Source organism: Streptomyces sp. BK022, assembly GCF_004217355.1.
Lineage (GTDB): Bacteria > Actinomycetota > Actinomycetes > Streptomycetales > Streptomycetaceae > Streptomyces > Streptomyces griseoluteus.
This window is the reverse complement of record NZ_SHKU01000001.1, coordinates 1,259,899-1,282,431: the sequence shown is the minus strand read 5'-3', so window position 1 is coordinate 1,282,431 and position 22,533 is coordinate 1,259,899. Positions and strand designations below refer to the sequence as shown.

The window sequence follows — 22,533 nt, the reverse complement described above, 5'->3', positions numbered from 1 at the left end:
CGAGTCTCGGTGCCTCACCGTTCTACTCGCGCTCACTTCGGCGGTGGCCTAACAATGGTGCAGTGATCCGCTACCGATTGGGCGTTGGTGCTGCGAGCGTGCGGTGGGCGATGTCGCCGATGCACGAAGTGGTCAGTCTTGCCAGGCTGTTGACCGAACCGCAGCGTCACCCGATGTTCCACCCGTGGCTTCGCCGTCGCCGCCACCGTCCCTCGCTCCCGGACCTGAGGGCGCTCACGGTCTTCATGGCCGATGGCGCGTACCGACCCGACTTCCTTGACCCGTCGCCGATGTCCAGTGAGCCAACGTTCGAGGAAGGCGTGGATGCCCTCCTCGCCGCGCCGGCGGACCAGACGTACGCCGAGCTGGTCGACGCTACGAGGGGACGCGGGGCAGAAATAGGCCGCCGATTGCTCGATGACCCCGACCGAGCCAGGTCCGAGGCCGCCGATGCGCTGCGCCGCCTCTGGAAGGCAGTTGTCGAACCGGAATGGCCATCCATGCGGCAGGCGTTGCGTGCCGAGATGCTGGACCGGGCCCTCCAGGTCAACCGCGAGGGGTTGCGCGCAGTCCTTCCGCGCCTGCACCCTTCCGCTGCGTGCGAGGGCGACACCATCACCGTCGAAAAGACCGTCGACATCGACGTCGACTGCCCTGAGGGACTCATTCTCGTTCCGTCGCTGTTCATCACCGACCGGATCCAGTGCACCACCTCGGACCACTGGACACCGGCGATCTATTACCCGGCATCCGGGCGGTACCTATGGGCGGCACCTCCCACTCCGAGGTCGCTTGACCGGCTTCTGGGGATGACCCGATCGAGGATCCTGGCCGCGCTCGCCACTCCGCTGCAGACGACCGTTGTGGCCAGGCTGGTGAGCGTCACTCCCCCGACGGCCAGCGAACACCTGGCAATCCTGCGAGACGCCGGGTTGATCGACAGCAGCCGGGCCGGTCGCACGGCCACGCACGAGCTCACCGAGGCTGGACGCGCTCTCCTTGACGCGGCCTCGCCAAGTCATGACAGGTCGGGAAGCTCCTGATAGGCAGTCAAGCGGGGCGCCTACCGCAACCAACCCTGCGGGCGGCCCGCACGACGCCGTCGCCGACCACAAGCCGCTGCCCTCGAAGCCCGAACAGATGACCTCAGCCGTCCCCGCCGACCCCTGATGATCTTCACCGAAATCCGCTGTACGGGCGTTCCCCGCACCCGGAACTCCGGCGCGACGCCTGGACTCTCGCAAACGGTCCTTTGCGCGAGCAAGATCAATCACGGGCCGCCGGACGCCCGCCGACCCCGTATTCGTTCGCAGAACCTGTTCTCACTCAAAAGCGGGACTGACCCTCTTCTGATACTTGCATTGGGCGAAAATCCGGGCCCATGACGGGCCCTCAGCTGCCATCCCCCGCGGATCGGTCGGACGCGGACGACGTCGAACAGCACGCCTGTCCGAAGTGCGACGCACAGCACGGCTCGCCGTGCCGCTCGTGCGGCGGGGCGGTAGCCTCTGCCTACCACACCCGCTGCTTCACCATGGTGCACCGGCTGAAGAAGGCACTGCGGGTGCCAACCGCCGGCCGAGATCCGGGGCGACCGTGGCGGCCGGGCACCCCGCTGCCGACGCCGATCGACCCGGACCTGCCGAGCGCGGACATCCGCATCGGCTACGCGAGGTGCTCGACGCTCGGGCAGGAACTCGACTCCCAGCTCGATGCGCTCAGCAAGCACGGCATCCCGAGGCAAACGATCTTCGGTGAGAAGATCAGCACCCCGGTGGGGGCCCGACCGAAGTTCGAGCAGGCGCTGCCGACCGCGCGGGAGGCCACCGTGAACGAGATGAAGCGGCTCGGCCGTGACGCCGCCGAACTCGCCCTCGCCGAACACGCCAAACGCGAGGCGCACTCCGCGGCCGTCGAACAGGCCCAGGGGACCCCCATCGCGTCGACGCCCTCCTGCGCCTCGCAGCCGCACGTACAAGACCCCGCTCGGGCCGGCCCGAAGGCACCGTCGACCCGAGCACGATCCGATCATGGGCCATGGCAGGGCTCCTGCCGTGAGATGGGAGAGCGTGGAGTGGCAGGATGGAACTCCATGAAGATCGCAGCAGGTCAGTTCACCTGTGTTCCGGCTGATGTGGCCGCCAACGTCCGGCAGATGACCGTCCTCGCAGGCCAGGCCGGCGCTCATGGTGCAGAGCTCGTGGTGTTTCCCGAGCTGGCCCTGACCGGGTACGAGCTTGAGACCGTACTCGCTGATCCCGGTCTGTGGGTGACGCCGGAAGATCCGCGCCTGGATGCCATCCGCGAGAGCGGGACCGCCACTGTCGTCAATTGTGTTGCGGCCACCGGAGGACCCCTGCCTGCGATCGAGACGCTGGTGTTCGGGGCTGACGGTGCGCTGCTCACCACTTACCGGAAGCAGCACCTCTTCGAGCATGAGGAGGCGGTTTTCACCGCTGGGCAGCACGACGGTCGATTCGAGTTCGGGGGAGTCCGCTTCGCGCTCGCCACGTGCTACGACAATCACTTTCCCGACCTGGCCGCGCGTGGGTCTGCCGACGGGTGCCAGGTGCACCTGGCCAGCTCGCTGTACGGCACCGGCGGCGGAGTTGCGGAGCTCGCCGTGATCTACCCCGGCATCGCCGAAACCTTGAACATGCACGTCGTACTGGCGAACCATGTCGGACCGGCCGGGCCGTGGACCGGCTGCGGCCGTTCCTCCGTGTGGGCCCCGGGCGGCGACCTTCTGACGGAGGCCGACACGCAGACGGCGATGCTCGTCGTGGCCGACGTCGGATGAGCTTCGATCGGCTCATGCTCGGGACCGGATGAGGAGCGCCGCAGCGGCGACGGTGACCAGGTGAAACGTATCCGCGCCAGCATGGAGGTTCAGACACCTATTCGACGCATCCACCAGGGGAGGTCTTGGGGCGCGAAGGGGTTGTTGAGCGTGCGGTGAAGCACACGTTCGTCTGCGTGACCGGTCAGTGCGCTCAGCTCGCGTCGCGCCTTGGACCTCAGAGCATGGAGGGTGAGCTCCAGCAGCGTGCGGACGTGATACTCGCCTTTGCAGAGGTCTGTGTCATCGCGTTCGTAGAACAGCTCGTGGCCTCCGCGTGGCTGGTGGATAGACGTGTTCCAGCGGCGGAACGAGTGTGCGACTTCGCCTGCGGGGAGGCCGTGGCTTCGTTCGAAGTCGGCGATCTGCCTGTTCGCCGAGGCGGACAATCCGCGGATCACGGGTGTCCGCCGATGTTGCGTTGCAGTTCAGGAGCGCTCTCTGCCTAGTTGATCAAGCCTCGGTGCTCCGACTCGTGAGAGCGCGAGGCTCAACGTGTGCGCCCCGTCGTTCCAAGACTCCGCACCGCACTGATTGCCTCAGGTGACACGGAAGACCGGCCAGCCGATCTCGGTGCGCCACGCAGCGGGATCGCTCGTGTCACGGGGGCCGACCACGTAGACCTCCCGCACCGGCCCGGCCACCGACATCGCGTTCTCCACCACCCAGGTCCCGAGTTCGCCGTACGTGACCTCGATGCCGTCGTGCTCGCCGACATGGGTGGTGACCGCAAGTTCCGCGGCCGGCAGACTCACGGGGTGCACGCGTCCGGTGCGAGGTGGCGCAGCTGACGGCAGGTAGACGAGCGCGTGACCGCGCTCCTGCTCGAAGAGGGCGTTGTCGTAGCTGCCGCCCGGCGGTCCGGTCACGTCGGCGCCGACGGCCGCCTCCAATTCGGCCATCGCGCCTGCGTACCAGGTCTCGATGTCGCGATGCCCGACTACGGCCTCCACCGCCGCGACCGTCCGTGCGGGCTCCGCACGTAGCTCGACGTCGATGGGCGCGGGGTCGGGCCGCAGCAGGCGGCGCAGCGACACGACTGCGGCCCGGGTGCGGTCGAGCGCGTCCTCGAGGCGTTGCAGGTGCTCCGCGACCAGCGCCGCCCGGACACCAGGGTCGGGGGTCCGCAGGATCTGCTGCACATCGCTCAGGGGGACGTCGAGCTCGCGGAGCCGGTGGATGACCTGCGCGGTCGGGATTTGATCGACGCGGTAGTAGCGGTAACCGGTGGTCTCGTCCACCACGGCCGGCTCCAGCAGGGCCGCCTCGTGATACCGGCGCAGGGTCCGCACGCTCAAGTGGGTCAGCCGCGAGAACTCGCCAATGGTCAGCATCCCCTCATTCTGAACGTTCCCCCTGGGGGAGAGTCCACGGCTTGACCCTCCCACCCCGCGAGGTCACACGGTGGGCTCATGACACAGCACACCGATCTTCCGTCCGATCTGCTCCCGACCACCCTGCGCCAGTTCTTGGGCGCACACATCGTCCGCGACGCCGACACCGCCTCGTCGTTCCTCGCCGAGGGTGCGGTGATCGTCGACCAGGACGAGACCTTCCGCGGCCGGGAGGAGACCTACGCGTTCCTGCGGGACGCCGGGTCCGAGTTCGAATACACGACCGAGCAGATCGGCGCTCACCGCGTCGACGACACCCATTGGGTGGTGACCGTGCGCCTCGAAGGCACCTTCCCGGGAGGCGTCGCCGAACTCGACTACCGGTTCGCGCTGCGGGACGACCTCATCGCCGAACTCGTCATCGCCAACCATCCGGCCTGACCGAACCCGCACCACCTCGAACTTCAGTGGAGAGAACAATGTCTAGTTCATATCGCGATCACCTCAACGGTCGCCGGGCGCTGGTCACGGGCGGTTCGAAGGGCTCGGGCAAGGCCGTCGTAGAGAGACTGCGAGAGATGGGTGCCGACGTGTGGACCACGGCACGCACCATGCCCGGCGGCTACGAGCGCCCCGACCGGTTCATCGAGGCGGACACTTCCACGGTGGGTGGTGTAGAGGTTGTAGTGTCCAAGATCTCTGAGGGAGGTGCGCTGGACATCCTGGTGCACGTTGTCGGAGGATCGTCGACCCCGCCTGGCGGATTCGCTGCAGCGACTGAGGAGCACTGGCTGGCGGAGCTCAACCTGAACTTCTTGGGAGCTGTCCGACTGGATCGAGCACTGCTGCCGGCGATGGTGGAGGCGGGATCAGGAGTAGTTGTCCACGTCACGTCGATTCAGCGTCAGATGCCGTTGCACGACGCGACGTTGCCGTACGCGTCAGCCAAGGGTGCCCTACGTACGTACAGCAAGGGTCTCGCGAACGAACTGGCCCCACGAGGCGTGCGAGTAAACGCCGTCAGTCCCGGGGGGATTCAGACCGGAGCGTATGCGGGCTTCATCGACCAGCTCGCCAAGGGCAACGGACTGACCCGCGAAGAGGCGGAGCAGAGCCTGATGGATTCCCTCGGAGGGATTCCAATCGGAAGGTTCGCAACGACGGAAGAGGTCGCGGACCTGGTCGGCTTCCTCGTCTCGGACCGAGCCTCATCCATCGTGGGCGCCGAGTACGTCATCGACGGCGGCACTGTTCCAACCGTCTGAGCCAGGCACCGATAACGAGTCGCAACCGCGCGAGAGTTCTTGAGCCGGTTGGCCGGCGCCGAGCCTTTCAGCGACGAACTCTCGACGGTCGGAGGCCTCAACAGGCTCCGAGCAAACGGAAGCTGAGCAACTGCCGATGCAGCAAGCGCAACGGCGGGCCGGTGGAGGCGACTCCGCATGACCCGGCAGTGCCGGAACCGGCCGAAGTCGAGCTCCGCTTCGGTGACGGGCAACGGCAGACGCCGCACCTCGGCCGCGACGACGACACGTGGTGGCTGCGACTCGGAAACGGTGCCCCGGAGGCGCCACGAGCCACCAGAGCCACGGTCACGCCGAGGGCCGCGGCTCTGCGCTCGCCAGATGGGTGTGGCGGGGTGTCGGCTCAGCCGATGACGTTCAGCAGCGCCTCTTCGACGTGGTCGGCAGGGGGGCGTGGTGACTCCACCTGCCTGGCCAGGCATGAACCGGAGGGCCAGCGTGCGCGCACGGGTACCACCGGCAGGGTGGACCATCGTGCTCAGGCCGTCGGCCACTCCGGTCGGTCACGGCAGGACGCTCAGCTTCTCGGCGACGAGTTCGGAGCGGGTCAGCTCCAGTAGGCGGCCCATCCAGTTCCGTCCTTCGGACCCCTGCTGCCCCCAGAAGGTCGATCCGACTTCGGTGTAGATCAGTCGGGTGGCGCCTGTCGCCATCAGCGTCTCGGCGAATTCGGGGTGCTGCTGGAACTTCGCCCGCAGCAGGCGCGTCATGACGGCGACTCGCACTTGGGGCCAGTCGTCGCGCAGGGCGGAAGCCTCAGCGAGCTTCTGGGCGTCGTACGGCGTTTCCGCCCCGAGGATCTCGGCCTGTCGGTGTTCGTCGGCGACCGCCAGCGCCCAGTAGGCGTGCGCGATGGTGGGGCAGGTCAGGCCGCCCACGACGATCGGAGCGGGGAACTCGTTGCGCAGCACGTGGGTGCCGGGGTTCTCGGGCCAGCCGCGGGGGAAGACCACTTGGCTGAGATGGACGCTGCTCCCGACCGGCTCGGTCGGGCCGTCGGCAGGTGTCTTCGTGTCGTACTGCTTCCGCAGTCGCTCGCGCTCCGCGAAGTACTCCATGGCGGAGGCGTGCATCTCCTTGGTGACGTCGACGGTGTCTCCGTCCCACAGCTCGATCGGGCTGCCTGGTCCCGTCACGATCACCCGGAGGGGGAAGTCCTTGCGGTCCATGTCGCCGAGGGCGTATCTGCGCAGGTGTTCCGGGATGGCTTCGTAGGCTTCTCGAACGGCGGCCCGGTTGGCCTCGGTCGGCTGCTGCCGGAAGACGTCGACGGCGGCGAGACAGCGGCGGGTCGAGTCCGGGCGACCGTTGAGGTTGTCGATGTCGTCACGGACCTCGCCGAGCAGCATCTGGGGGGTCAGCCAGGTCTTCGGTTCGGTGAACGTCCACGAGGCGAGGTGGTGGGCCGATGCCGGAGCGCCCTCGGGCAGGTCGGTGGCGACCCATCCGGAGGCGAGCTTGCCGGCGAAGCCCTCCAGGGTTTCCAGACCCCAACAGTCGACCATTCCGTCGGCGTAGATCAGCAGGTCGGTGAGGAAGTAGGTGCCGCCGTTGCAGATGAAGGCGTGCCGCCAGGTGCCCTCGATACGCTCGCCGTCCACGTTCCGCCACGTCCGCTTTCGTATCGCCATGCGCTGCAGGGTAGCCGTTCGCACCCTCGCAAGATCGGGATATTCCAGCCGGGATCGTCACGACGCCGGCGCGGCGCGTGGGGTGACGCCGGCCGCAGTCGTTCCAGGGCCGCCACAGCCGGCGTCGGGCGCGGTGGCGTCACAGGGCTCCGGCGTCCCGGGCCGTCCAGACGCTCGGGTAGATGGGCCGGAAGCCGAGTTCCCGACGGATTCGCTGGTTGGACGTGATCCCGAGCCACGGGTCGGGGTCTGTGAGCCCGTGGAGCCCCGGGGGCACCTCGACGCCGTTGAGCTGATAGAGCTCGACCGTCGTGACGGGGGCGTCGTCGGCGATGTTGTAGATCCGGCCGGCGATGCCCGGCGCGTACAGCAGGCGCATCAGGCCTTGGGCGACGTCCGCGTGGTGGGCCATCTGCAGGCGCTGGTGCGGCGCCCACCGGTGCGCCCAGTGCAGGACGTCGGCGAGGTGCGGGTCGCCCTCGCCGTAGACGAAGGGGAGCCGTCCGACGCGTACGTCCAGACCCTTGAGCGCCAGCAGCTCGCGCTCGGCCTCGGCCTTGGACTCGGGATAGGCGCCCCACATCGCGCCACCCGGCCGGCTCTCGTCCTCCTCGGTCAGCGGACGGCCACGTCCGACGCCGTACACGTTGTTGGTGCTGACCTGCACGAACCGCTCCACACCCACGGCCTGCGCGGCGCGGCCCAGGGCCACCGCGGCGTCCCGGTTGACGGCCCATGCCTCCTCGTCCGGCACCCCGCGGAAGGAGGCGGCGACGTTCACGACGGCGTCCACGCCGGCGAGCGCCTTGCCGAGTGTCTCCTCCTCCCGCATGTCCCCTACGGCGACCTGGGCGCCCAGCTCCGCGAAGCGGTCGCCGCGGGCGGCGTCCCGTACCAGGACGCGGACCTGCTCGCCCGGCTGCCGCTGGGCCAGCAGCCTCGGCACGAAGCGGCGCCCGACCTGTCCCGTCGTACCGGTCACCAAAGTCAGCATGGTGTGCTCCTCACGCACGGTGTCCTCTGTCGTCGACGACCAGCCTCGACGGACGCGGAACCGGGCGGGAGAGACTTCCTCATCCGGGGACCGGGAGTCCCTGGATAAGCCGGGCGGCCTCGCGCACCCTGGAGAGGTGAACCGAGTCGAACTCGCCGACTTCCTGCGCCGCGCCCGCGCCCGCCTGGGACCCTCCGACGTGGGCCTCGCGGCCGGCGCCCGCCGTCGTACGCCGGGGCTGCGCCGCGAGGAGGTGGCCCAGCTGGCCGGCATGTCCGTGGACTACTACACGCGGCTGGAACAGTCCCGGGGCCCGCGTCCGTCCCGTCAGATGCTCGCCGCGCTGGCCCGCGCCCTGCGCCTGACGGAGGACGAACGCGACCATCTCTTCCATCTCACCGGTGAACAGCCGCCGCGCCGGGAGGAGACCAGCACGCACGTGCGCCCGGGTCTGCTCCTGGTCCTGGACCGGCTGCACGACACCCCGGCGATGGTGGTGACCGACTGCGGCGAGGTTCTGGCCCAGAACGCGCTGTCGCGGGCGCTGAGCGGGGACGTCCTGGCCCGGCCGCCCCGAGGGCGGAACATGATCCGCCGCTTCTTCCTGGACCCGGGCGTCCAGGAGCTCTTCCCGCCCGAGGACCGCCCGGAGCGCGCCCGCGAGCAGGTGGCCGGCCTGCGTGCGGTGGCCTCGGCCCGCCCCACGGACCCCGAACCCGCCGCTCTCGTCGCCGAACTACGCTCCAGGAGCGAGGAGTTCGCCCGCCTGTGGGACGAACACGAAGTCGCCGTGCGCCGCGCCTCCACGAAACGCTTCCGGCACCCCGCGATCGGCATCCTCGAGCTCGACTGCGAGATCCTCGTCAACTCCGACCACAACCAGCAGCTCGTCCTCCACACGGCCCGCCCGGGCACGGAGTCCTACGAGCGCCTGCGGTTGCTGCGGGTGGTGGGGTTGCAGGACCTGACGCCGACGGGCTCCTGACCCCGAGCGAGCCGTCCGGGTGCCCGGCGTGCCCGCCGTACATCACGTTTCCGGGGTGAGGAACTCGCGGGCGCCGCGGAGCCTGGTCCGAAGCCGGTCCTGGGTGGCGCGGCAGTCGAGGCGTACGTCGAGGGCACCGGGAAACGCGCTGCCGGCCCGCAGACCAGCGGGAAGCCGGGAGGCGCCGAGCCCATCGCGCCGGGCGATGAGGGTACCGAGTTCGTGACGGCTCACGGCATCGGTTCCTGCCAGGTGGTGGATGCCGGACAGGTCGCTCGACGCGAGTTCCAGCAGAGCGGCGGCCAGGTCGGCGACGTGCACGGGGCAGCGGATGTCGTCGGTGAACAGGACACCGGTACGGGTGCCGGCCGCGAGGTCGTGCACCGCGCGTACGTGTTCCGATCGCCGGTCGCCGATGATCAAGGATGTTCGGGCGACGACGGCTCCCGGGTGTACGAGGCGCACGCCGGTCTCCGCCGCGGCCTTCGCGGCGCCGTAGGGCGTGAGCGGGTCGGGGAGGCGGGATTCGTCATAGTGGACGCGGGCGCCGGAGAACACGGCGTCGCTGGATACATGGACCAGGCGGATGCCCCGCTTCACCGCGGTCATCGCGAGGCGGACCGGTCCCTCGGCCGTGACCGTCCAATCGGGTCCGCCGCTCGTCGCGTTGACGACCACACGGGGCCCCACCTCGGCCATGACGGCCTCGATGCGGTCGACGTCGCGCAGGTCGAGGGCGTGCCAGGCGACCTCCGGAGTGCCACCGGGCCGGGTGGCAGAGGTCGCCGCCGTCGTATGGCCCGCCGCTGCCGCCTGGCGGACCAGCTCGGTACCCAGGAAGCCGCTGCCGCCGATGATCAGGATGGTCATGAGTCGACACAGTAGAGGCCGTCCCGCTCACGGTGAGACTGGCTCCGACTCCGCCGGGACGGGTCGAGAGCACCCGCAGGACCGACCCACCCGCCACCCCGCACACCGGCCGAGCAGGCCCCGCAGGCGCGAGTGGACAGGCGGCACGGAAGTGGCCGGGGCGGCCGGGAACGACGGAGGCGGCAGTCTCCGGTCGCCGCTCCCCCGCCTGCACGTGTGCCGGAGTTCGACGGGGCCGCTTCGCCGTGTGCCGAAGGCCTGGCGGCTCACCCTTCCCGCACGACCGCCTTGCGCTCCTCCTCGGTCAACGGAGCAGCCGCCAGGAAAGGCCGCCTGGGACCGAACAGCATCGGGAGCAGCATGCCCGGCGAGAACAGCCGTGTCGCCGGACGGGACAGGCTCATCACGTCCAGCAGCGCGGCCAGGGCGCGCGGATTGCGGGCGCCGGTCGCCACCGCGCGGTCCACGAAGGCCGCCAGGGCGCGCTCCACGCGGGTCGGAGGGCGGTCGGTCGCGCCCGGGTAGAAGATGTCCTGGCCGATGGCCAGATCCCAGGCCGCGGCGACCGGGCGGGTCAGCAGCTGCTGCAGGCGCCGGGCACTGCCCGGCCGGAGCAGGCCCCTCGTGGCCGCGTACTCGCGCAGCGCGACCGCGCTCTGGGCGGCCACCGTGATGCCGTGGCCGTAGACGGGGTTGTAGCCCGCGATCGCGTCGCCGATGACCGTGAAGCCGTCCGGCCAGCGGCCGAGCTTCTCGAAGTAGCGGCGGCGGTTGGCGGTGCTGCGGGTGGTGGCGACGTCGGTGAGCGGTTCGGCGTCGCGTATCAGCTCGCCGATGACCGGGTCGCCCAGGCCGAGTGCGAACGCGGTGAACGCCTCGGGGTCGTCGGTGGGTTCGCCGCCGCGCGTGCCGGAGAGGGTGACGATCCAGCGGCCGTCCTCGACGGGCAGGATGATGCCTCCCCGGCCGGGAGCCGTGGCCGGGTTCGCCTGGACGTTGACCAGGGGGAAGTCGGGGGCGGGGGCCCTGAAGACGCGGGTGGCGTAGGCGACGCCGGCGTCCACCTGGCGTTCGGGCACCGCGGGCAGACCGAGCTGTTCCAGCCAGTGCGGGGCGCGGGAGCCGCGGCCGGAGGCGTCCAGGACGAGGTCGGCGGCGAGGTGCTCCTCGGTGTCACCGTCCGGGGGGCGCAGGTACACGCCGGTGACTCGGGTGGCGTCTCCCGCGAGGCGGGCGGCGACGGTGTTCTGGCGCAGGGTGATGCGGGGGTCGGCGAGGACGCGTTCGCGGGTGGCGGCGTCCAGCAGGTCGCGGGAGCAGACCAGGTTGCGGTGCGGGGTGGAGGTGAAGCGGCGGAACCAGATCTCGTTGGGGGCCCGCGAGACCATGTCGCCCATGATGTGAGCGAGACGGGCGCCACGGGCGACGAGTTCGTCGGTCAGGCCCGGCAGCAGCGTGTCCAGCGCGGTCACGCCGCCCGTCCACACCAGATGGGCGTGGCGGGCCTGGGGCACACCCCGGCGCGGCTCGGGACCGGCGGGGAGGGTGTCGCGCTCGATCAGGGTCACGTCGGCGTGGCCGGCCAGGGCGGCGGCGGCCAGCAGGCCGCTCATGCCGGCGCCGATCACGACGGCGGTGGGGCGGGGGGCGTCAGGCATGCGCTCGCGTTTCTTGTGGGGCCATCCGCTCGCGGATGGGATCGAGGGTCCGCGGCCGGTGCAGCACGCGGGAGACGGCTTCGATGTCGCCCTCTTCGGCACCCAGGCGCGGCAGCGCCCCGGCTCCCGGGGCGACGGCCTGCCGCTGACCGGCACGCCACGCGGTGAGGGCCGCGTCGACGGTGATCGCGCCCGCGATGCCACGGGCCGTACGCTCGGGGTGGCCGATGGCGCGGGCCGTGTCATGAGCGCGCTGCCACAGGCCGGCGTCCAGGACCGGTGCCAGGCGCAGCAGGCCGTCGTGGATGCGCTGCCTGCGTTGCAGGAGCCGCAGGTCCAGCGGGGCCAGGACCCCGACACGGGCGCGGGCGGTGGACGGCCCGACCTCCCGCAGGGCCCGCTCCAGGGAGCGCAGGCGGCTGAAACCCGCCCTGTCGCGCGCCCACTTCTGCAGGCGGGGTCCGGCCTGGGGAAGGATGAAGCCGACGGCGACCAGGCTGGCGTCGAGGATCGCGAACGGCGGTGCCAGTCGGGTCGAGAGCCAGTCCAGGTCGTTGCCCGTCCAACGGGCGCCGACGGCACAGTACTTGGCGACGTCGAAAACGAGTCCGAAGGCGTACCCCGCCTGGAGGAACACCAGTCCCGTCCGCAGCCACGCCCCCCGCACCTGGGAGATCCAGGTCCAGATCAGGTAGGCGGCGACGAGCGCGGAGACAGTGTGCGCGGTCAGGTACAGCAGGATGTGCTCACGCATCCACGGTTCGGTGGCGTAGTAGGTGTCCAGGTCGTAGATCCGCTCGTCGGGCACGTCGGCCAGGAGGAAGGTGGCCCACAGCGCGGCGATGACAGCGGCGTACAACGCCCAGATGCGGCGGATGATCCGGGAGCGCCGGCGCGAGGGCTTCTCCCGCCATGTGACCACCATCGCGAGACACGAGCCGCAGAACGCCGTGAGCAGCGAGTACACCCACACGGCAGCCAGGTTGGGCACCCCGGTCACGGTGTTCACGCGATGGATGACGGCCGGTGGGACGGACACGAAGACGGCGGCGGCCAGGAGCAGCAGCAGCGTCGTCGCCCGCACGTCGGAGTCCTGCCACGCCCGCAGGAACGTCGGCGCCTTCAGCGCCAGGGCCAGCACCAGGAGGACGGCGGGCAGCAGGTACGGGATGTGCGGACTCACCGGGCGGTCCCGCCGTCCCTGTTGAGGAGGGAGAGCTGGATGCGGCCTTCCAGGGTCTCCGGGTCCACCGGGCCCCGGGCGTGGCGGCCGGGAATCCATCTGAGCGCCTCCCGTCCGAAGAGCAGACCGAAGGTCTCGGCGTCCTGCTCTTCGCGGTCGGCCGACCCGGCCCGCGCCGCGACGGACAGGACGGTACGGCGGGAGATCTCCTCCCCGGCGAGGATCTCGCAGACCGCCCGCCGGACGACGTCCACCTCGGGCTCGGGGTCCAGTGCGCGGGCGGCGGCCGCGGACAGGCCCGGAACGTGGTGGCCGCAGCCGCCCTGCTCCTCGTGCCACAGCTCATGGCCCAGGATCACCAGCTGCGATTCGGGCGGGGTGCGTTCCTCCACCACGATCAGGGAGCGGTCGCCGCAGTCCAGTCGCATCCCCGACACGGCGAGGTCCTCGGGAAAGGCACGGAACACCAACTCGACCGGTGAGTTCCGGTGTTCACTCATCGCCTGGCAGAACGCCCGCATCACCGTGCGGGGTTCGGCCGGTGGCTGGAGCGTCCGGGAGACGGTCCTCTCCAACCTGGCCAGCAGCCCCTTCATGGCCCGGCTCACCGCTCACCTTCCTCGTCGGTCGTCACGGAGTGGAAGACGCCTTCGAGGAGCCGTTCCAACTGGCGGCGGGACAGCGAACCGTGCGTCCGCAGGGCCGTGGACCGGACGCCGTACTGATCCATCAGCGCCTGCAGGGGGTCGTCCTCGAACCTGGCGATGATCTTTCGCAGAACCTGGTTGAGGGCGTCGTCGGCCGGGAGGGTGAAGAACGCCTCGCCCTCGACGTCGAAGAACCCCACCAGCTCGTGCAGCAGCTCGACGTTGGGCACCTTCTTGCCGTCGCACACCTGTCGCGCCCACATCGGCGAGACCCCGAACCTGGCGTGCAGCTCGGCCGCCAGATCGGCCATGCGCCGGTTCGACGAGGCCAGGCGTGCTGCCGCGAGGGCGCTGATCCGGGCTCGCACCCGGTCGTTGACGGTGTCCCCGGGGGGCGCCTCCCCCGCGAGGAGGGCGCGAACCGTGTCCTGCGGCAGGGCCGTACGGGTGGCGAGCGTGGCCGCGTCCAGGAGTTCCTGCCGGTCCAGGCCGCGCTCCTCGATCAGCGCTTCGATCCGGGCGAGTGACTCGGCCAGCGGGGGTGGTTCCACCGGTGTGCTCCAGAGGTCGACGGGCCGGCGCTGTGGTGTGCATGCCACTCTACGCACGGCCCCTCGATCGCTCAACGATCGTTTACGAATTCCAACTCATCGTTGACACAGGCCGGTTGGGGGTAGGACGATCCCGTCGAGGGGATGCGGTCGGCTGCGACCGATCGCGTGGAGAGCTGCCCCTGCCGTCCGACTCCTCGAGCGGCCCGTAACGGGCACGCTCAAGGGCACAGACGGAGGCCGGCCGCGCCCCCCGAAAGCGCGGTCGGCCTCCTCCACGGCCGCGAGGGCCGAGACCGCGGCCGCGGCAGCAGGGCGGCCGTCGGGGGCGGCGGCCAGTCGCCAGGTGCCGCCGGCGGCCAGGAGGCGGGCGACGCCCGCGGTCGGGGAGCCCGCCCCGTTTCATGGCCGCCATCGCCGGTGCGCCGGACCCCCGCGCTGAGGCCGGAAATGCACCCACCCAGGTCATCCTGCCCCCGTCCACGTTTGCCACCCCCCGACCCCGGTCACCCGGTACCCCTGAGCACATGACCGTCGGCACGGCGTGCGGTACCCGTCGGGCCCGGCGCTTTGGAAAGGAACCGCGAGCTCACCATGACCGAGACTCCCCGCACCACCACCGACTCCGGCGCCCCGGTGGAGAGCGACGAGCATTCGCTCACCGTCGGCCCCGCCGGACCGATCCTGCTCCAGGACGCGTATCTGATCGAGCAGATGGCCCAGTTCAACCGGGAGCGGATTCCCGAGCGGCAGCCGCACGCCAAGGGCAGCGGGGCCTTCGGGCACTTCGAGGTGACGGGGGACGTCACCCCGTACACGAAGGCGGCCGTCTTCCAGCCGGGGACGCGTACCGATCTGGTCGCCCGTTTCTCGACCGTCGCCGGGGAGCGCGGGAGCCCGGACACCTGGCGTGACCCGCGCGGCTTCGCGGTGAAGTTCTACACCAGCGAAGGCAACTACGACATGGTCGGCAACAACACCCCGGTGTTCTTCGTCAAGGACCCGATGAAGTTCCAGCACTTCATCCGGTCCCAGAAGCGCCGCGCCGACAACAACCTGCGTGACCATGACATGCAGTGGGACTTCTGGACCCTCTCCCCCGAGTCGGCGCACCAGGTCACCTGGCTCATGGGCGACCGGGGCGTGCCGCGCACCTGGCGGCACATGAACGGCTACACCTCGCACACCTACATGTGGATCAACGAGGCCGGTGAGGAGTTCTGGGTCAAGTACCACTTCAAGACCGACCAGGGCATCGAGTTCTTCACCCAGGACGAGGCCGACCAGATGGCCTCGGCCGACACCGACTACCACACGCGTGATCTGTTCGAGCACATCCGGGACGGGGACCACCCGAGCTGGACGCTGTACGTGCAGATCATGCCGTACGCGGACGCCGCCGAGTACCGCTTCAACCCCTTCGACCTGACCAAGGTGTGGCCGCACGGCGACTACCCGCTGATCGAGGTCGGCCGGATGACGCTGGACCGGAATCCGACGGACAACCACGCGGAGATCGAGCAGCTCGCGTTCCAGCCGAACAACTTCGTGCCCGGCATCGGGCCGAGCCCGGACCGCATGCTGCTGGCCCGGCTCTTCTCCTACGCCGACGCGCATCGCTACCGCATCGGCGCGAACTACGCCCAGCTCCCGGTCAACGCGCCCATCACCGACGTCCACACGTACTCCAAGGACGGCGCGATGGCCTACCGCAAGACCAGCGATCCCGTGTACGCGCCGAACTCCAAGGGCGGCCCCGCCGCGGACACCGCCAGGTACGGCACCCCGCCGACCTGGCACACCGACGGCGACATCACCCGTACCGCCTACGTCTCGCACGCGGAGGACGACGACTGGGGTCAGGCCGGCACCCTCGTCCGCGAGGTGCTGGACGACGACGCGCGCGACCGGCTCGTGGACAACGTCGTGGGCCACCTCCTGAACGGCGTGACCGAGCCCGTGCTCGAGCGGGCCTTCCAGTACTGGTCCAACATCGACGCCAAGATCGGTGCGCGGATCGCCGAGGGCGTGCGCGCCAAGGCCGCCGAGAAGGACCCGAAGGCCGCGGACCAGGGCAACCCGGCCCGCAGCAGCATGCAGCACAAGGCCTGACCCGCACCCGGCCGAGCGCCCCTCCCCCATCCGTGGGGTGAGGGGCGCTCGGCCGTGTGAGGGCGGCGCGTCCGGGTACCTCGGACGCCATGAGTGTCACCTCGCTGATCGACACGGCCCTCGACCGCTCCGTCGTCCTCGGTTACGGATGGCCCGGACTGCTGCTGCGCAAAGCCCTGCCGGACTGGCCCGACGGGCCCGGTCGGATGGACGGCAAGGTCGTCCTGGTCACCGGCGCGGGGTCCGGGGTCGGCCTCGCGGCCGCCGTGGGCTTCGCCAGGCTGGGGGCCTCGGTGCGGGTACTCGGCCGTGACGAGCGGCGCGCCGAGGAGGCCGCGGCGCTCACGCGGGAGCAGGCGGGGGACGACGTCGACGTACGGCCCGTCGTGTGCGACGTCAGCAGTCTGGCGGCGCTGCGGAACTTCACCACGCGGTTCCTGGAGGAGGAGGACCGGCTGGACGTGCTGGTCAACAACGCGGGAGTGATGCCGGACGAGCGGCAGTACAGCGTGGACGGGGTGGAGCTGACCTTCGCCACGCACGTACTGGCACCCTGGGTGCTGATCGAGGAGCTGACACCGCTGCTCACCCGCTCAGCGCCCTCGGTGGTGGTCAACGTGACCTCGGGCGGGCAGTACGGGCAGCAGCTTCCCGCCGGTGATCCGGAGTCCGAGGAGACGCCGTACAGCCCCAAGAAGTTCTACGCCCGCACCAAGCGGGCTCAGGTGGTGGTCACCGAGAAATGGGCGGAGCGGTTGCACGACCAGGGGGTGCACGTGCACTCGATGCATCCGGGGTGGGCGGACACGAAGGGCGTGCGGCAGTGGATGCCGGTCTTCCGCGCGGTGACCCGGCCCATCATCCGCAGCCCCGCCCAGGGGGCCGACACCATCGTCTGGCTCGGCACGGCCGCGGAGGCCACGGAGAGCGACGGCCTGTTCTGGCATGACCGGCGCCCCCGGCCGACTACGTATCCCCTCGCGGCGGGTGCGGATTCGGAAGAGGTGCGGGAGGAGTTGTGGGAGTACGTCTCGTCCCTTGCGCATGGTGAGAGGGCTTGAGGGGGCGTTCTGCGGGGGGCTTCTCTTCCGCCGGCTCGATGGCGCCAGCCGGGCTGTCAGGCGCGGGGCGGCGCTGGTGGGAGGAGATGTCTGATCAGGGCTGTCACCGCTGCCCCTGCCGGGGCTACGCACCAGCGTTCGGTGCGGGGCAGGACCGGGAGACCCAGTTGTCGGCGGGACCAGGCGGGGAGAAGGGAGGCGGCTGCGGCGCCGAGGACGAGGTAGGGAGGGAGGACGGGTCTGGGGAGAGGTGGACGCAGCAGGATGTAGTGGACTGCCTCTCGGGTTTGGGGAGTCAGGCGTAGTTCGGGGCGGTAGGAGTTGAGGGTGGTGTGGAGTTCCGCCACCGTCGCCGGAGGGTTCTCGATGCCGAGCGCGGTGGCGACTCGCGCCATGTCGGCCACGTACGCGTCCTGGCCCGCGGCGTTCAGCGGGTGTCTGCCGTAGCGCTGATGCGCCGCGAGGAAGCAGTACGCCTCGGCACTGTGGACCCAGGCCAGGAGGTGGGGGTCGGCGGCGTGGTACGGCTCGCCGTCCGGCATATGGCCTCGGATGTTCTCGTGGACGGCTCGTACACGGTCGACGGCTCGCTGGGCGTCGTCCGCCGCGCCGTAGGTGGTGTAGGCGAGGAACGTGCTCGTCCGGGCGAGGCGGCCCCAGGGGTCGCTGCGGTAGTCGGAGTGGTCGGCCACCGCCGTCATGGCCAAGGGGTGCAGGGACTGGAGCAGCAGCGCTGCCAGGCCGCCGGGGAACATGGACGCGTCGCCGTGGACCACGCGGATCGGCCGGTCCGGGGCGAACCAGCGGGGGCCGGGCGTGCCGTGCACCCGGCGCCTGCTCTCCGGGCCGTCGGGGCCGGCCACAGCCCGGAAGAGGGCGTCGCCCAGGCGGCCTCGCAGGCCGGAGCGTGATGTCGCCGCGCCGGTCGTCCTTCGTTCCGGGCGCGGTTGTGGCCGCGTGAGTGGGGAGTGGTCGACCATCGACGAGCCCTGTTCCTCGACTACCCCCCAGTGAACACCGGTGGTGCGGGCAGTGCCAGTCGCATCGATACTGCGTCGTTCGGGGCGATGGCCGGCAGACCCTGTCGTCGTCATCGGGGACTTGCCGCAGGGCGATGGTGTCGAACGCGGCGGCGCTGAACTCGGGGCGGCCGTCGATGTGCGGGGTGGCGGGCATGCCCGCGCCAGGCCGCCTCTTGCGTTCCCGCAGGCGTACGTGTGGTGTCGCCGCCACACGTACGCGATCAGGCGCCGCCCAAACCTTCAGGAGTTCCGGCGCCTGCGACGGCGGAGCGCCCGTCGTGCCAGCGTCCTGCTGCCGTTGAAGAAGTCGTTGAAACGGTCCAGCCCCCAGACGGCTCGGAGCACGAACGGCTGCATCAGCAGCGACATCGACGCCGGGTACTTCGAGGCGTCCGACCAGATGCCTGCGAGGTCGTCCGACATCCGACCGTCGACCATGTAGTCGGCGAGCTGATGGGTCACGTACGGCACCTGGCAGAGGCCGTGGCCGTTGCAGGCATTGGCGTAGAAGACGTTGTCACCCACCTGCCCGGCGACCGACAGCCAGTCCGGGCTGATGCCGATCCAACCGCCCCAGGCCCGCTCGATGGCCACGTCGGACAGTGACGGGAACCGGTTGGCCAGGTCCTTCCCCATGTCCCGCACGACATCGGGGTCCGGGACGCGGTCCGGGAGCGGGAAGGTCTGGCCTCGCTGCGCCTTGCGGACCCCGCAGACGATGGTGTTGCGCTCGGTGAGCCGGTAGTGGGTCATCAGCTGGTGCTGGGTGATGATGCCGGACCGACTGGTCCAGTCCAGCGCGGCGAGTCGCTCCGGCGCGATGGGTTCCGACTCGATCTCGATGACGTACAGCGGTGTCGCGAGGTTCTTGGGCGTGATGTCCCACTCGCCGCCGTAGGCGCTGGTCGCGAGCAGCACCTTGTTGGCCCGCACGGTGCCATGAGGTGTGGTGATCTCGACGATGCCGCCTGTCCGCCGGACATCGCTCACCCGCGACTGCTCGAAGACCTTGGCGGAGGAGGCGAGCAGCGCGCGGCGTACACCGCGAGCGAGCTTGCCCGGGTTCAGCATCCCGCCGACGGATTCCCGCATACCGCCCACGAAGCCGGCGGGGAGGCCGAGTTCCTCTCGGCTGCCGACCGTCCCGCGCCCACCGAAGGCGCGCAGGATGGCCGCCTGGGTGCGCACCCTGAGCATCATGAGGGGTGAGACCGCACCCCACACCAGGCCGTTCGCCACGTAGTCGCAGTCGATGTCGTGCGTCTTGATGAGGTTTTCCACATAGTGGCCCGCGTGCTCCGCCAGTTTGGCCATGACGGGCATCTTCTTCGGGGACTGGAGACTGAGCATCCGCAAGTCGCCGCCCGGCGCCCCGGCGATCTGACCGCCGTTGCGCGAGGCTGAGCCGTAGCCGCAGAACTCGGCCTCCAGCAGGACCACGTCCTGCTCGCGCTCCGCGAGACGCAGCGCAGCCGCCATGCCGCCCATGCCACCGCCGATGACGGCGATGTCACAGGTGAGGTCGCCTTCCAGTGCGGGCCGCACGTCGTTCGGGCGGTCGATCCAGCCGCTGAAGCTGTAGTACTTCGTGTCGTCGGTCCTCATGCTGTCCTGATCTCCTTTTCGACGGGGTATTCGTCGCACTTCACGCTCCGCGCCAGGCCGGCCCGGCAACGCGCCCGAAGCCCTCCTGGCCGTCCAGCGGGTCACCCCTGTCGGGCATCCCTGCGGTGAGACATCCGAAGACGGCGAGCAGGAGGTTTTCCTGCCCTGGAAGCAGTAGCGGGGGAGGCTGGAGACGCCTGCGCCTCGTCAGCGATCTTTCCGACGGTGGCTCCGTCGGCACCATGCGCGAGCGATCACCTGGGCAGCCGCCTCGACCAGCCGCTCCCGCGGCGCGCCAGCTGCCACGTGCGCCATCTTCGGGCGAGGTGTTTAGTGATACTAAACGGGTGCGACGTCACCACGCCACCGAGGGGCGCGAGAGGCCGGGTGGCGTCGCCCCTCCCGGAGGGGACCCCGCTGCCCATGACGTACATGCCTTAGCCTCGTGTCACGGAGGGGCTCGTCTGAGTCGGCCCGTCACCTGACGGGCACACGACCTCGACCTCGGGACGGGCGGTGGGCACACGATGGGGATCGACGACGGCCGGCAGGCAGGCGGAGCGGCCAAGAGCTCCCCTGCGCTCGAAGCATCCGCGGGCGCGCAGCTGAGGAAGATCAGGATGAGCCGCGGGTTGTCGTTGACGGAGGTCGCGCAGCAGGCAGAGGTCACCAAGGGCTTCCTGAGTCAGTTGGAGCGCGGTCTCACCAGCGTGTCCGTCCCGACGTTGCTGCGCGTCTGCGAGGTGCTGCGGATCGGGGTCGGCGACTTGTTCGCCTACTCGGACGAGCAGGTCGTGGGAAGCGGAAGCCCGATCGACATGGGCGGTGAAGGCGTGGCCGAGTACTTGCTCACGACCGCCGACACCACGGAGTTCCAGGTCTTCCGGTCGGTGATCGAGCCGGGCGGGGGCGCCGGTGGCCCCTATCGGCTCGACACCGGCACGATCTTCGCGATGGGACTGCGCGGTTCGACCCGGCTGATCGTCGGGGAGGAGACCCGGATGCTGCCGGCCGGAGCGTCCACCTCGTTCTCCGGACAGACGCTCCACCAGTTCGACAACCCGGGTACGACCGTGAGCGAGATCCTGTGGGTTCTGTCGCCTCCCCTGCTGCGCGTCGCACGGCGACCGTCCTAGGGCGGTCGGCCACTCCCCGCAGCGGGGCATGGGAAGTCCGGCTTGAGGCCGCGTCTCAGTCCTAAGAATCCGCGGCCCCGAGCGAGGCCCGGGCTGCCCGTCGCTCTCCCTTGGCCGCGACCGAGCGGGCCGGGAGGTCTCCCATCGACAGGAGACCAGGACGCGCCTCGACGAGCGCGGCGGCGGCATTGACCGCCGCCGCGATCGTACTGAGGAAGGAATCGAAGCCCACGGAGGAACGAAGGTCGATGACCTGCTCCTCTCCGACGATCTGGTAGTCGTCGCCCTCGGCCACCTCATCGGCCGGCTCGAAGAACCCGAACGTGATCTCCAGGTCGATCACCGTTTCGCCCTTGAGTACCCCCTGGGCGGCATGAGTGACAGCCGCGATCTGCCCCGGTTCGATACGCAGGTGGTCCCCGGCACGCGGCGAAGTCGTCACGACAACTGGTTCGACCTCTCCCACGTCCACCGAGTCGAGATCCCACCCGAGTCCTGCCGCGAGCGCTCCGATGGCCTGCTCGAAGCCGTGGTGCCCGACGACCTCGCCTCGGCCGCGAGCCGTCGCGAACTGGCGCGGGGTCAGACCGAGGCCGAACTTCGACAGGATCGCGCCGTAGCGTGACATGTTCGTCCGCCGGCGGATGCGCACCCTCTTCACACGCTGGGTCAATGCAGTCAGCAGGAGAGGAAGGGTGTCCATCAGGATGCCCGGGTTCGCCCCGCTGCCCAGGACGGTCACGGCGTGCGCCTTCGCCGTGTCGTCGAGCCGTCGGGCCAGGTCCGGATGGCTTTGCCACGGATATGCCAGCTCTTCGCAGATGCTCAGGACGTTGTACGAACGCTCCAGCAGCGGCAGCAGGACGTCGGCCACCCTGTGCAGATCCGAGATGGTCGCCACGATCGCGAGGTCGGCGGCGGGCAGGTCGGCCGGATCGCTCACGACGACGACACCGTTCGCGGCACCGCCGAGCAGCACTCCGAGGTCCTGACCGACCACGCGGGGGTCGAGGTCCGCCGCTCCGACGATCTCCACGTCCGCGCGTTGCAGCAAGGAAGAAGCGATGGCCCGGCCAGTGGCGCCGAGACCCACGACGACAGCCTGATTGCTCAATGTCACTCCCCTGGACACCCCGGTCGACACGCCCGCCACACGGTGTTTAGTGCTACTAAACCCCACGGAGAAGCTCTATCACCCGGGTGATGCCACCGCAAGGGTTGGCCCGTGGGCGGCCCTGCGCAGAGGCGTGGCCGGTCGGTCGCCCGCAGTGACAGGTACCGGCGCGACCGGCAGGTGGGGCGTGACGGTGCCCATAGGAGGCAGATCACGTCCTACCGCGCATAGGAGACGGAGCCCCCCTCCGATCAGCGCCTTAACAGTCAAATTGCGACATAAGGGATTTTTGTCCGTATAGGGGTAGTAGGTCACACACTTGCGCGGCGTTTCGTACGTGTTCAATCATCATTCTCGTCGCTGGAGCAGTGGGCCGGACCGGGCGATCACCTGGTGCCGGTTCACTCTCCGTCCGGCGGCAGCGGGGCCTTCGCCCCGACGCCTTACAGACGCCGTGACCGTTGTTTCGGCCCGGCGCCTCAACGAC

19 protein-coding genes are annotated in these 22,533 nt (G+C 69.9%); 8 read left to right on the top strand and 11 right to left on the bottom strand.

Going from position 1 to position 22,533, the window contains the following annotated elements; all coding sequences use genetic code 11:
* Positions 1-62 precede the first annotated feature (62 nt).
* Together EV284_RS05830 and EV284_RS33670 are read left to right on the top strand one after the other, a co-directional pair.
* Positions 63-1,043, top strand: a complete 981-nt coding sequence (locus EV284_RS05830) for a DUF5937 family protein (protein WP_130330858.1) — start codon at positions 63-65, stop codon at positions 1,041-1,043.
* A gap of 491 nt (positions 1,044-1,534) precedes the next feature.
* The gene (locus EV284_RS33670; RefSeq protein ID WP_347402173.1) at positions 1,535-2,800 is read left to right on the top strand and encodes a nitrilase-related carbon-nitrogen hydrolase; all 1,266 of its coding nucleotides are present in this window, start codon (positions 1,535-1,537) and stop codon (positions 2,798-2,800) included.
* Positions 2,801-3,378: 578 nt separating this feature from the next.
* On the opposite strand, the gene EV284_RS05815 is transcribed toward EV284_RS33670, so the two are convergent.
* Positions 3,379-4,173: a MerR family transcriptional regulator gene (locus EV284_RS05815; protein ID WP_130330856.1), complete on the bottom strand. Its 795-nt coding sequence runs from the start codon at positions 4,171-4,173 to the stop codon at positions 3,379-3,381.
* 78 nt (positions 4,174-4,251) lie between these two features.
* Between EV284_RS05815 and EV284_RS05810 the strand changes: the two genes are divergently transcribed.
* Together EV284_RS05810 and EV284_RS05805 are read left to right on the top strand one after the other, a co-directional pair.
* Complete coding sequence (locus EV284_RS05810; protein ID WP_130330854.1) at positions 4,252-4,614, top strand: nuclear transport factor 2 family protein; 363 nt, start codon at positions 4,252-4,254, stop codon at positions 4,612-4,614.
* Between the two features lie 38 nt (positions 4,615-4,652).
* Complete coding sequence (locus EV284_RS05805; RefSeq protein WP_130330852.1) at positions 4,653-5,438, top strand: SDR family oxidoreductase; 786 nt, start codon at positions 4,653-4,655, stop codon at positions 5,436-5,438.
* Between the two features lie 542 nt (positions 5,439-5,980).
* Here the strand turns inward: EV284_RS05805 and EV284_RS05800 are convergent.
* Positions 5,981-7,108: an NADAR family protein gene (locus EV284_RS05800; protein ID WP_130330850.1), complete on the bottom strand. Its 1,128-nt coding sequence runs from the start codon at positions 7,106-7,108 to the stop codon at positions 5,981-5,983.
* A 139-nt stretch (positions 7,109-7,247) separates the two neighbouring features.
* Positions 7,248-8,102 (bottom strand): NAD(P)-dependent oxidoreductase, encoded by an 855-nt coding sequence (locus EV284_RS05795; protein WP_130330848.1) that lies wholly within the window; start codon positions 8,100-8,102, stop codon positions 7,248-7,250.
* Positions 8,103-8,238: 136 nt separating this feature from the next.
* Between EV284_RS05795 and EV284_RS05790 the strand changes: the two genes are divergently transcribed.
* Positions 8,239-9,087 (top strand): helix-turn-helix transcriptional regulator, encoded by an 849-nt coding sequence (locus EV284_RS05790; RefSeq protein ID WP_130330846.1) that lies wholly within the window; start codon positions 8,239-8,241, stop codon positions 9,085-9,087.
* Positions 9,088-9,129: 42 nt separating this feature from the next.
* Here EV284_RS05790 and EV284_RS05785 read toward each other — a convergent pair whose 3' ends face one another.
* The 5 genes from EV284_RS05785 to EV284_RS05765 form a co-directional block, all read right to left on the bottom strand.
* Positions 9,130-9,957 carry a sugar nucleotide-binding protein gene (locus tag EV284_RS05785; RefSeq protein ID WP_130330844.1) on the bottom strand — a complete coding sequence of 276 codons (828 nt, stop codon included), beginning with the start codon at positions 9,955-9,957 and terminating at the stop codon, positions 9,130-9,132.
* A gap of 266 nt (positions 9,958-10,223) precedes the next feature.
* The gene (locus EV284_RS05780) at positions 10,224-11,615 is read right to left on the bottom strand and encodes an FAD-dependent monooxygenase (protein ID WP_130330842.1); all 1,392 of its coding nucleotides are present in this window, start codon (positions 11,613-11,615) and stop codon (positions 10,224-10,226) included.
* Complete coding sequence (locus EV284_RS05775; RefSeq protein ID WP_130330840.1) at positions 11,608-12,798, bottom strand: MAB_1171c family putative transporter; 1,191 nt, start codon at positions 12,796-12,798, stop codon at positions 11,608-11,610. Before EV284_RS05775 ends, EV284_RS05780 begins: the two co-directional genes overlap by 8 nt.
* Complete coding sequence (locus EV284_RS05770; RefSeq protein ID WP_242625584.1) at positions 12,795-13,406, bottom strand: toxin; 612 nt, start codon at positions 13,404-13,406, stop codon at positions 12,795-12,797. Before EV284_RS05770 ends, EV284_RS05775 begins: the two co-directional genes overlap by 4 nt.
* Positions 13,403-13,996, bottom strand: coding sequence for a hypothetical protein (locus EV284_RS05765; protein ID WP_130330838.1), 594 nt, complete (start codon positions 13,994-13,996; stop codon positions 13,403-13,405). Before EV284_RS05765 ends, EV284_RS05770 begins: the two co-directional genes overlap by 4 nt.
* 594 nt (positions 13,997-14,590) lie before the next feature.
* On the opposite strand from EV284_RS05765, the gene EV284_RS05760 reads away from it, so the two are divergent.
* Both EV284_RS05760 and EV284_RS05755 read left to right on the top strand, forming a co-directional pair.
* Positions 14,591-16,108 (top strand): catalase, encoded by a 1,518-nt coding sequence (locus EV284_RS05760; protein WP_130330836.1) that lies wholly within the window; start codon positions 14,591-14,593, stop codon positions 16,106-16,108.
* Between the two features lie 89 nt (positions 16,109-16,197).
* Positions 16,198-17,169: an SDR family NAD(P)-dependent oxidoreductase gene (locus EV284_RS05755; RefSeq protein WP_130330834.1), complete on the top strand. Its 972-nt coding sequence runs from the start codon at positions 16,198-16,200 to the stop codon at positions 17,167-17,169.
* 56 nt (positions 17,170-17,225) lie between these two features.
* Here EV284_RS05755 and EV284_RS05750 read toward each other — a convergent pair whose 3' ends face one another.
* Positions 17,226-18,032: an oxygenase MpaB family protein gene (locus EV284_RS05750; protein WP_242625583.1), complete on the bottom strand. Its 807-nt coding sequence runs from the start codon at positions 18,030-18,032 to the stop codon at positions 17,226-17,228.
* Between the two features lie 399 nt (positions 18,033-18,431).
* Positions 18,432-19,796 (bottom strand): FAD-binding oxidoreductase, encoded by a 1,365-nt coding sequence (locus EV284_RS05745; RefSeq protein WP_130330830.1) that lies wholly within the window; start codon positions 19,794-19,796, stop codon positions 18,432-18,434.
* A 527-nt stretch (positions 19,797-20,323) separates the two neighbouring features.
* Here EV284_RS05745 and EV284_RS05740 point away from each other — a divergent pair.
* The gene (locus tag EV284_RS05740) at positions 20,324-20,932 is read left to right on the top strand and encodes an XRE family transcriptional regulator (RefSeq protein WP_130330828.1); all 609 of its coding nucleotides are present in this window, start codon (positions 20,324-20,326) and stop codon (positions 20,930-20,932) included.
* A 61-nt stretch (positions 20,933-20,993) separates the two neighbouring features.
* On the opposite strand, the gene EV284_RS05735 is transcribed toward EV284_RS05740, so the two are convergent.
* The gene (locus EV284_RS05735; RefSeq protein ID WP_242625581.1) at positions 20,994-22,046 is read right to left on the bottom strand and encodes a dihydrodipicolinate reductase; all 1,053 of its coding nucleotides are present in this window, start codon (positions 22,044-22,046) and stop codon (positions 20,994-20,996) included.
* Positions 22,047-22,533 lie beyond the last annotated feature (487 nt).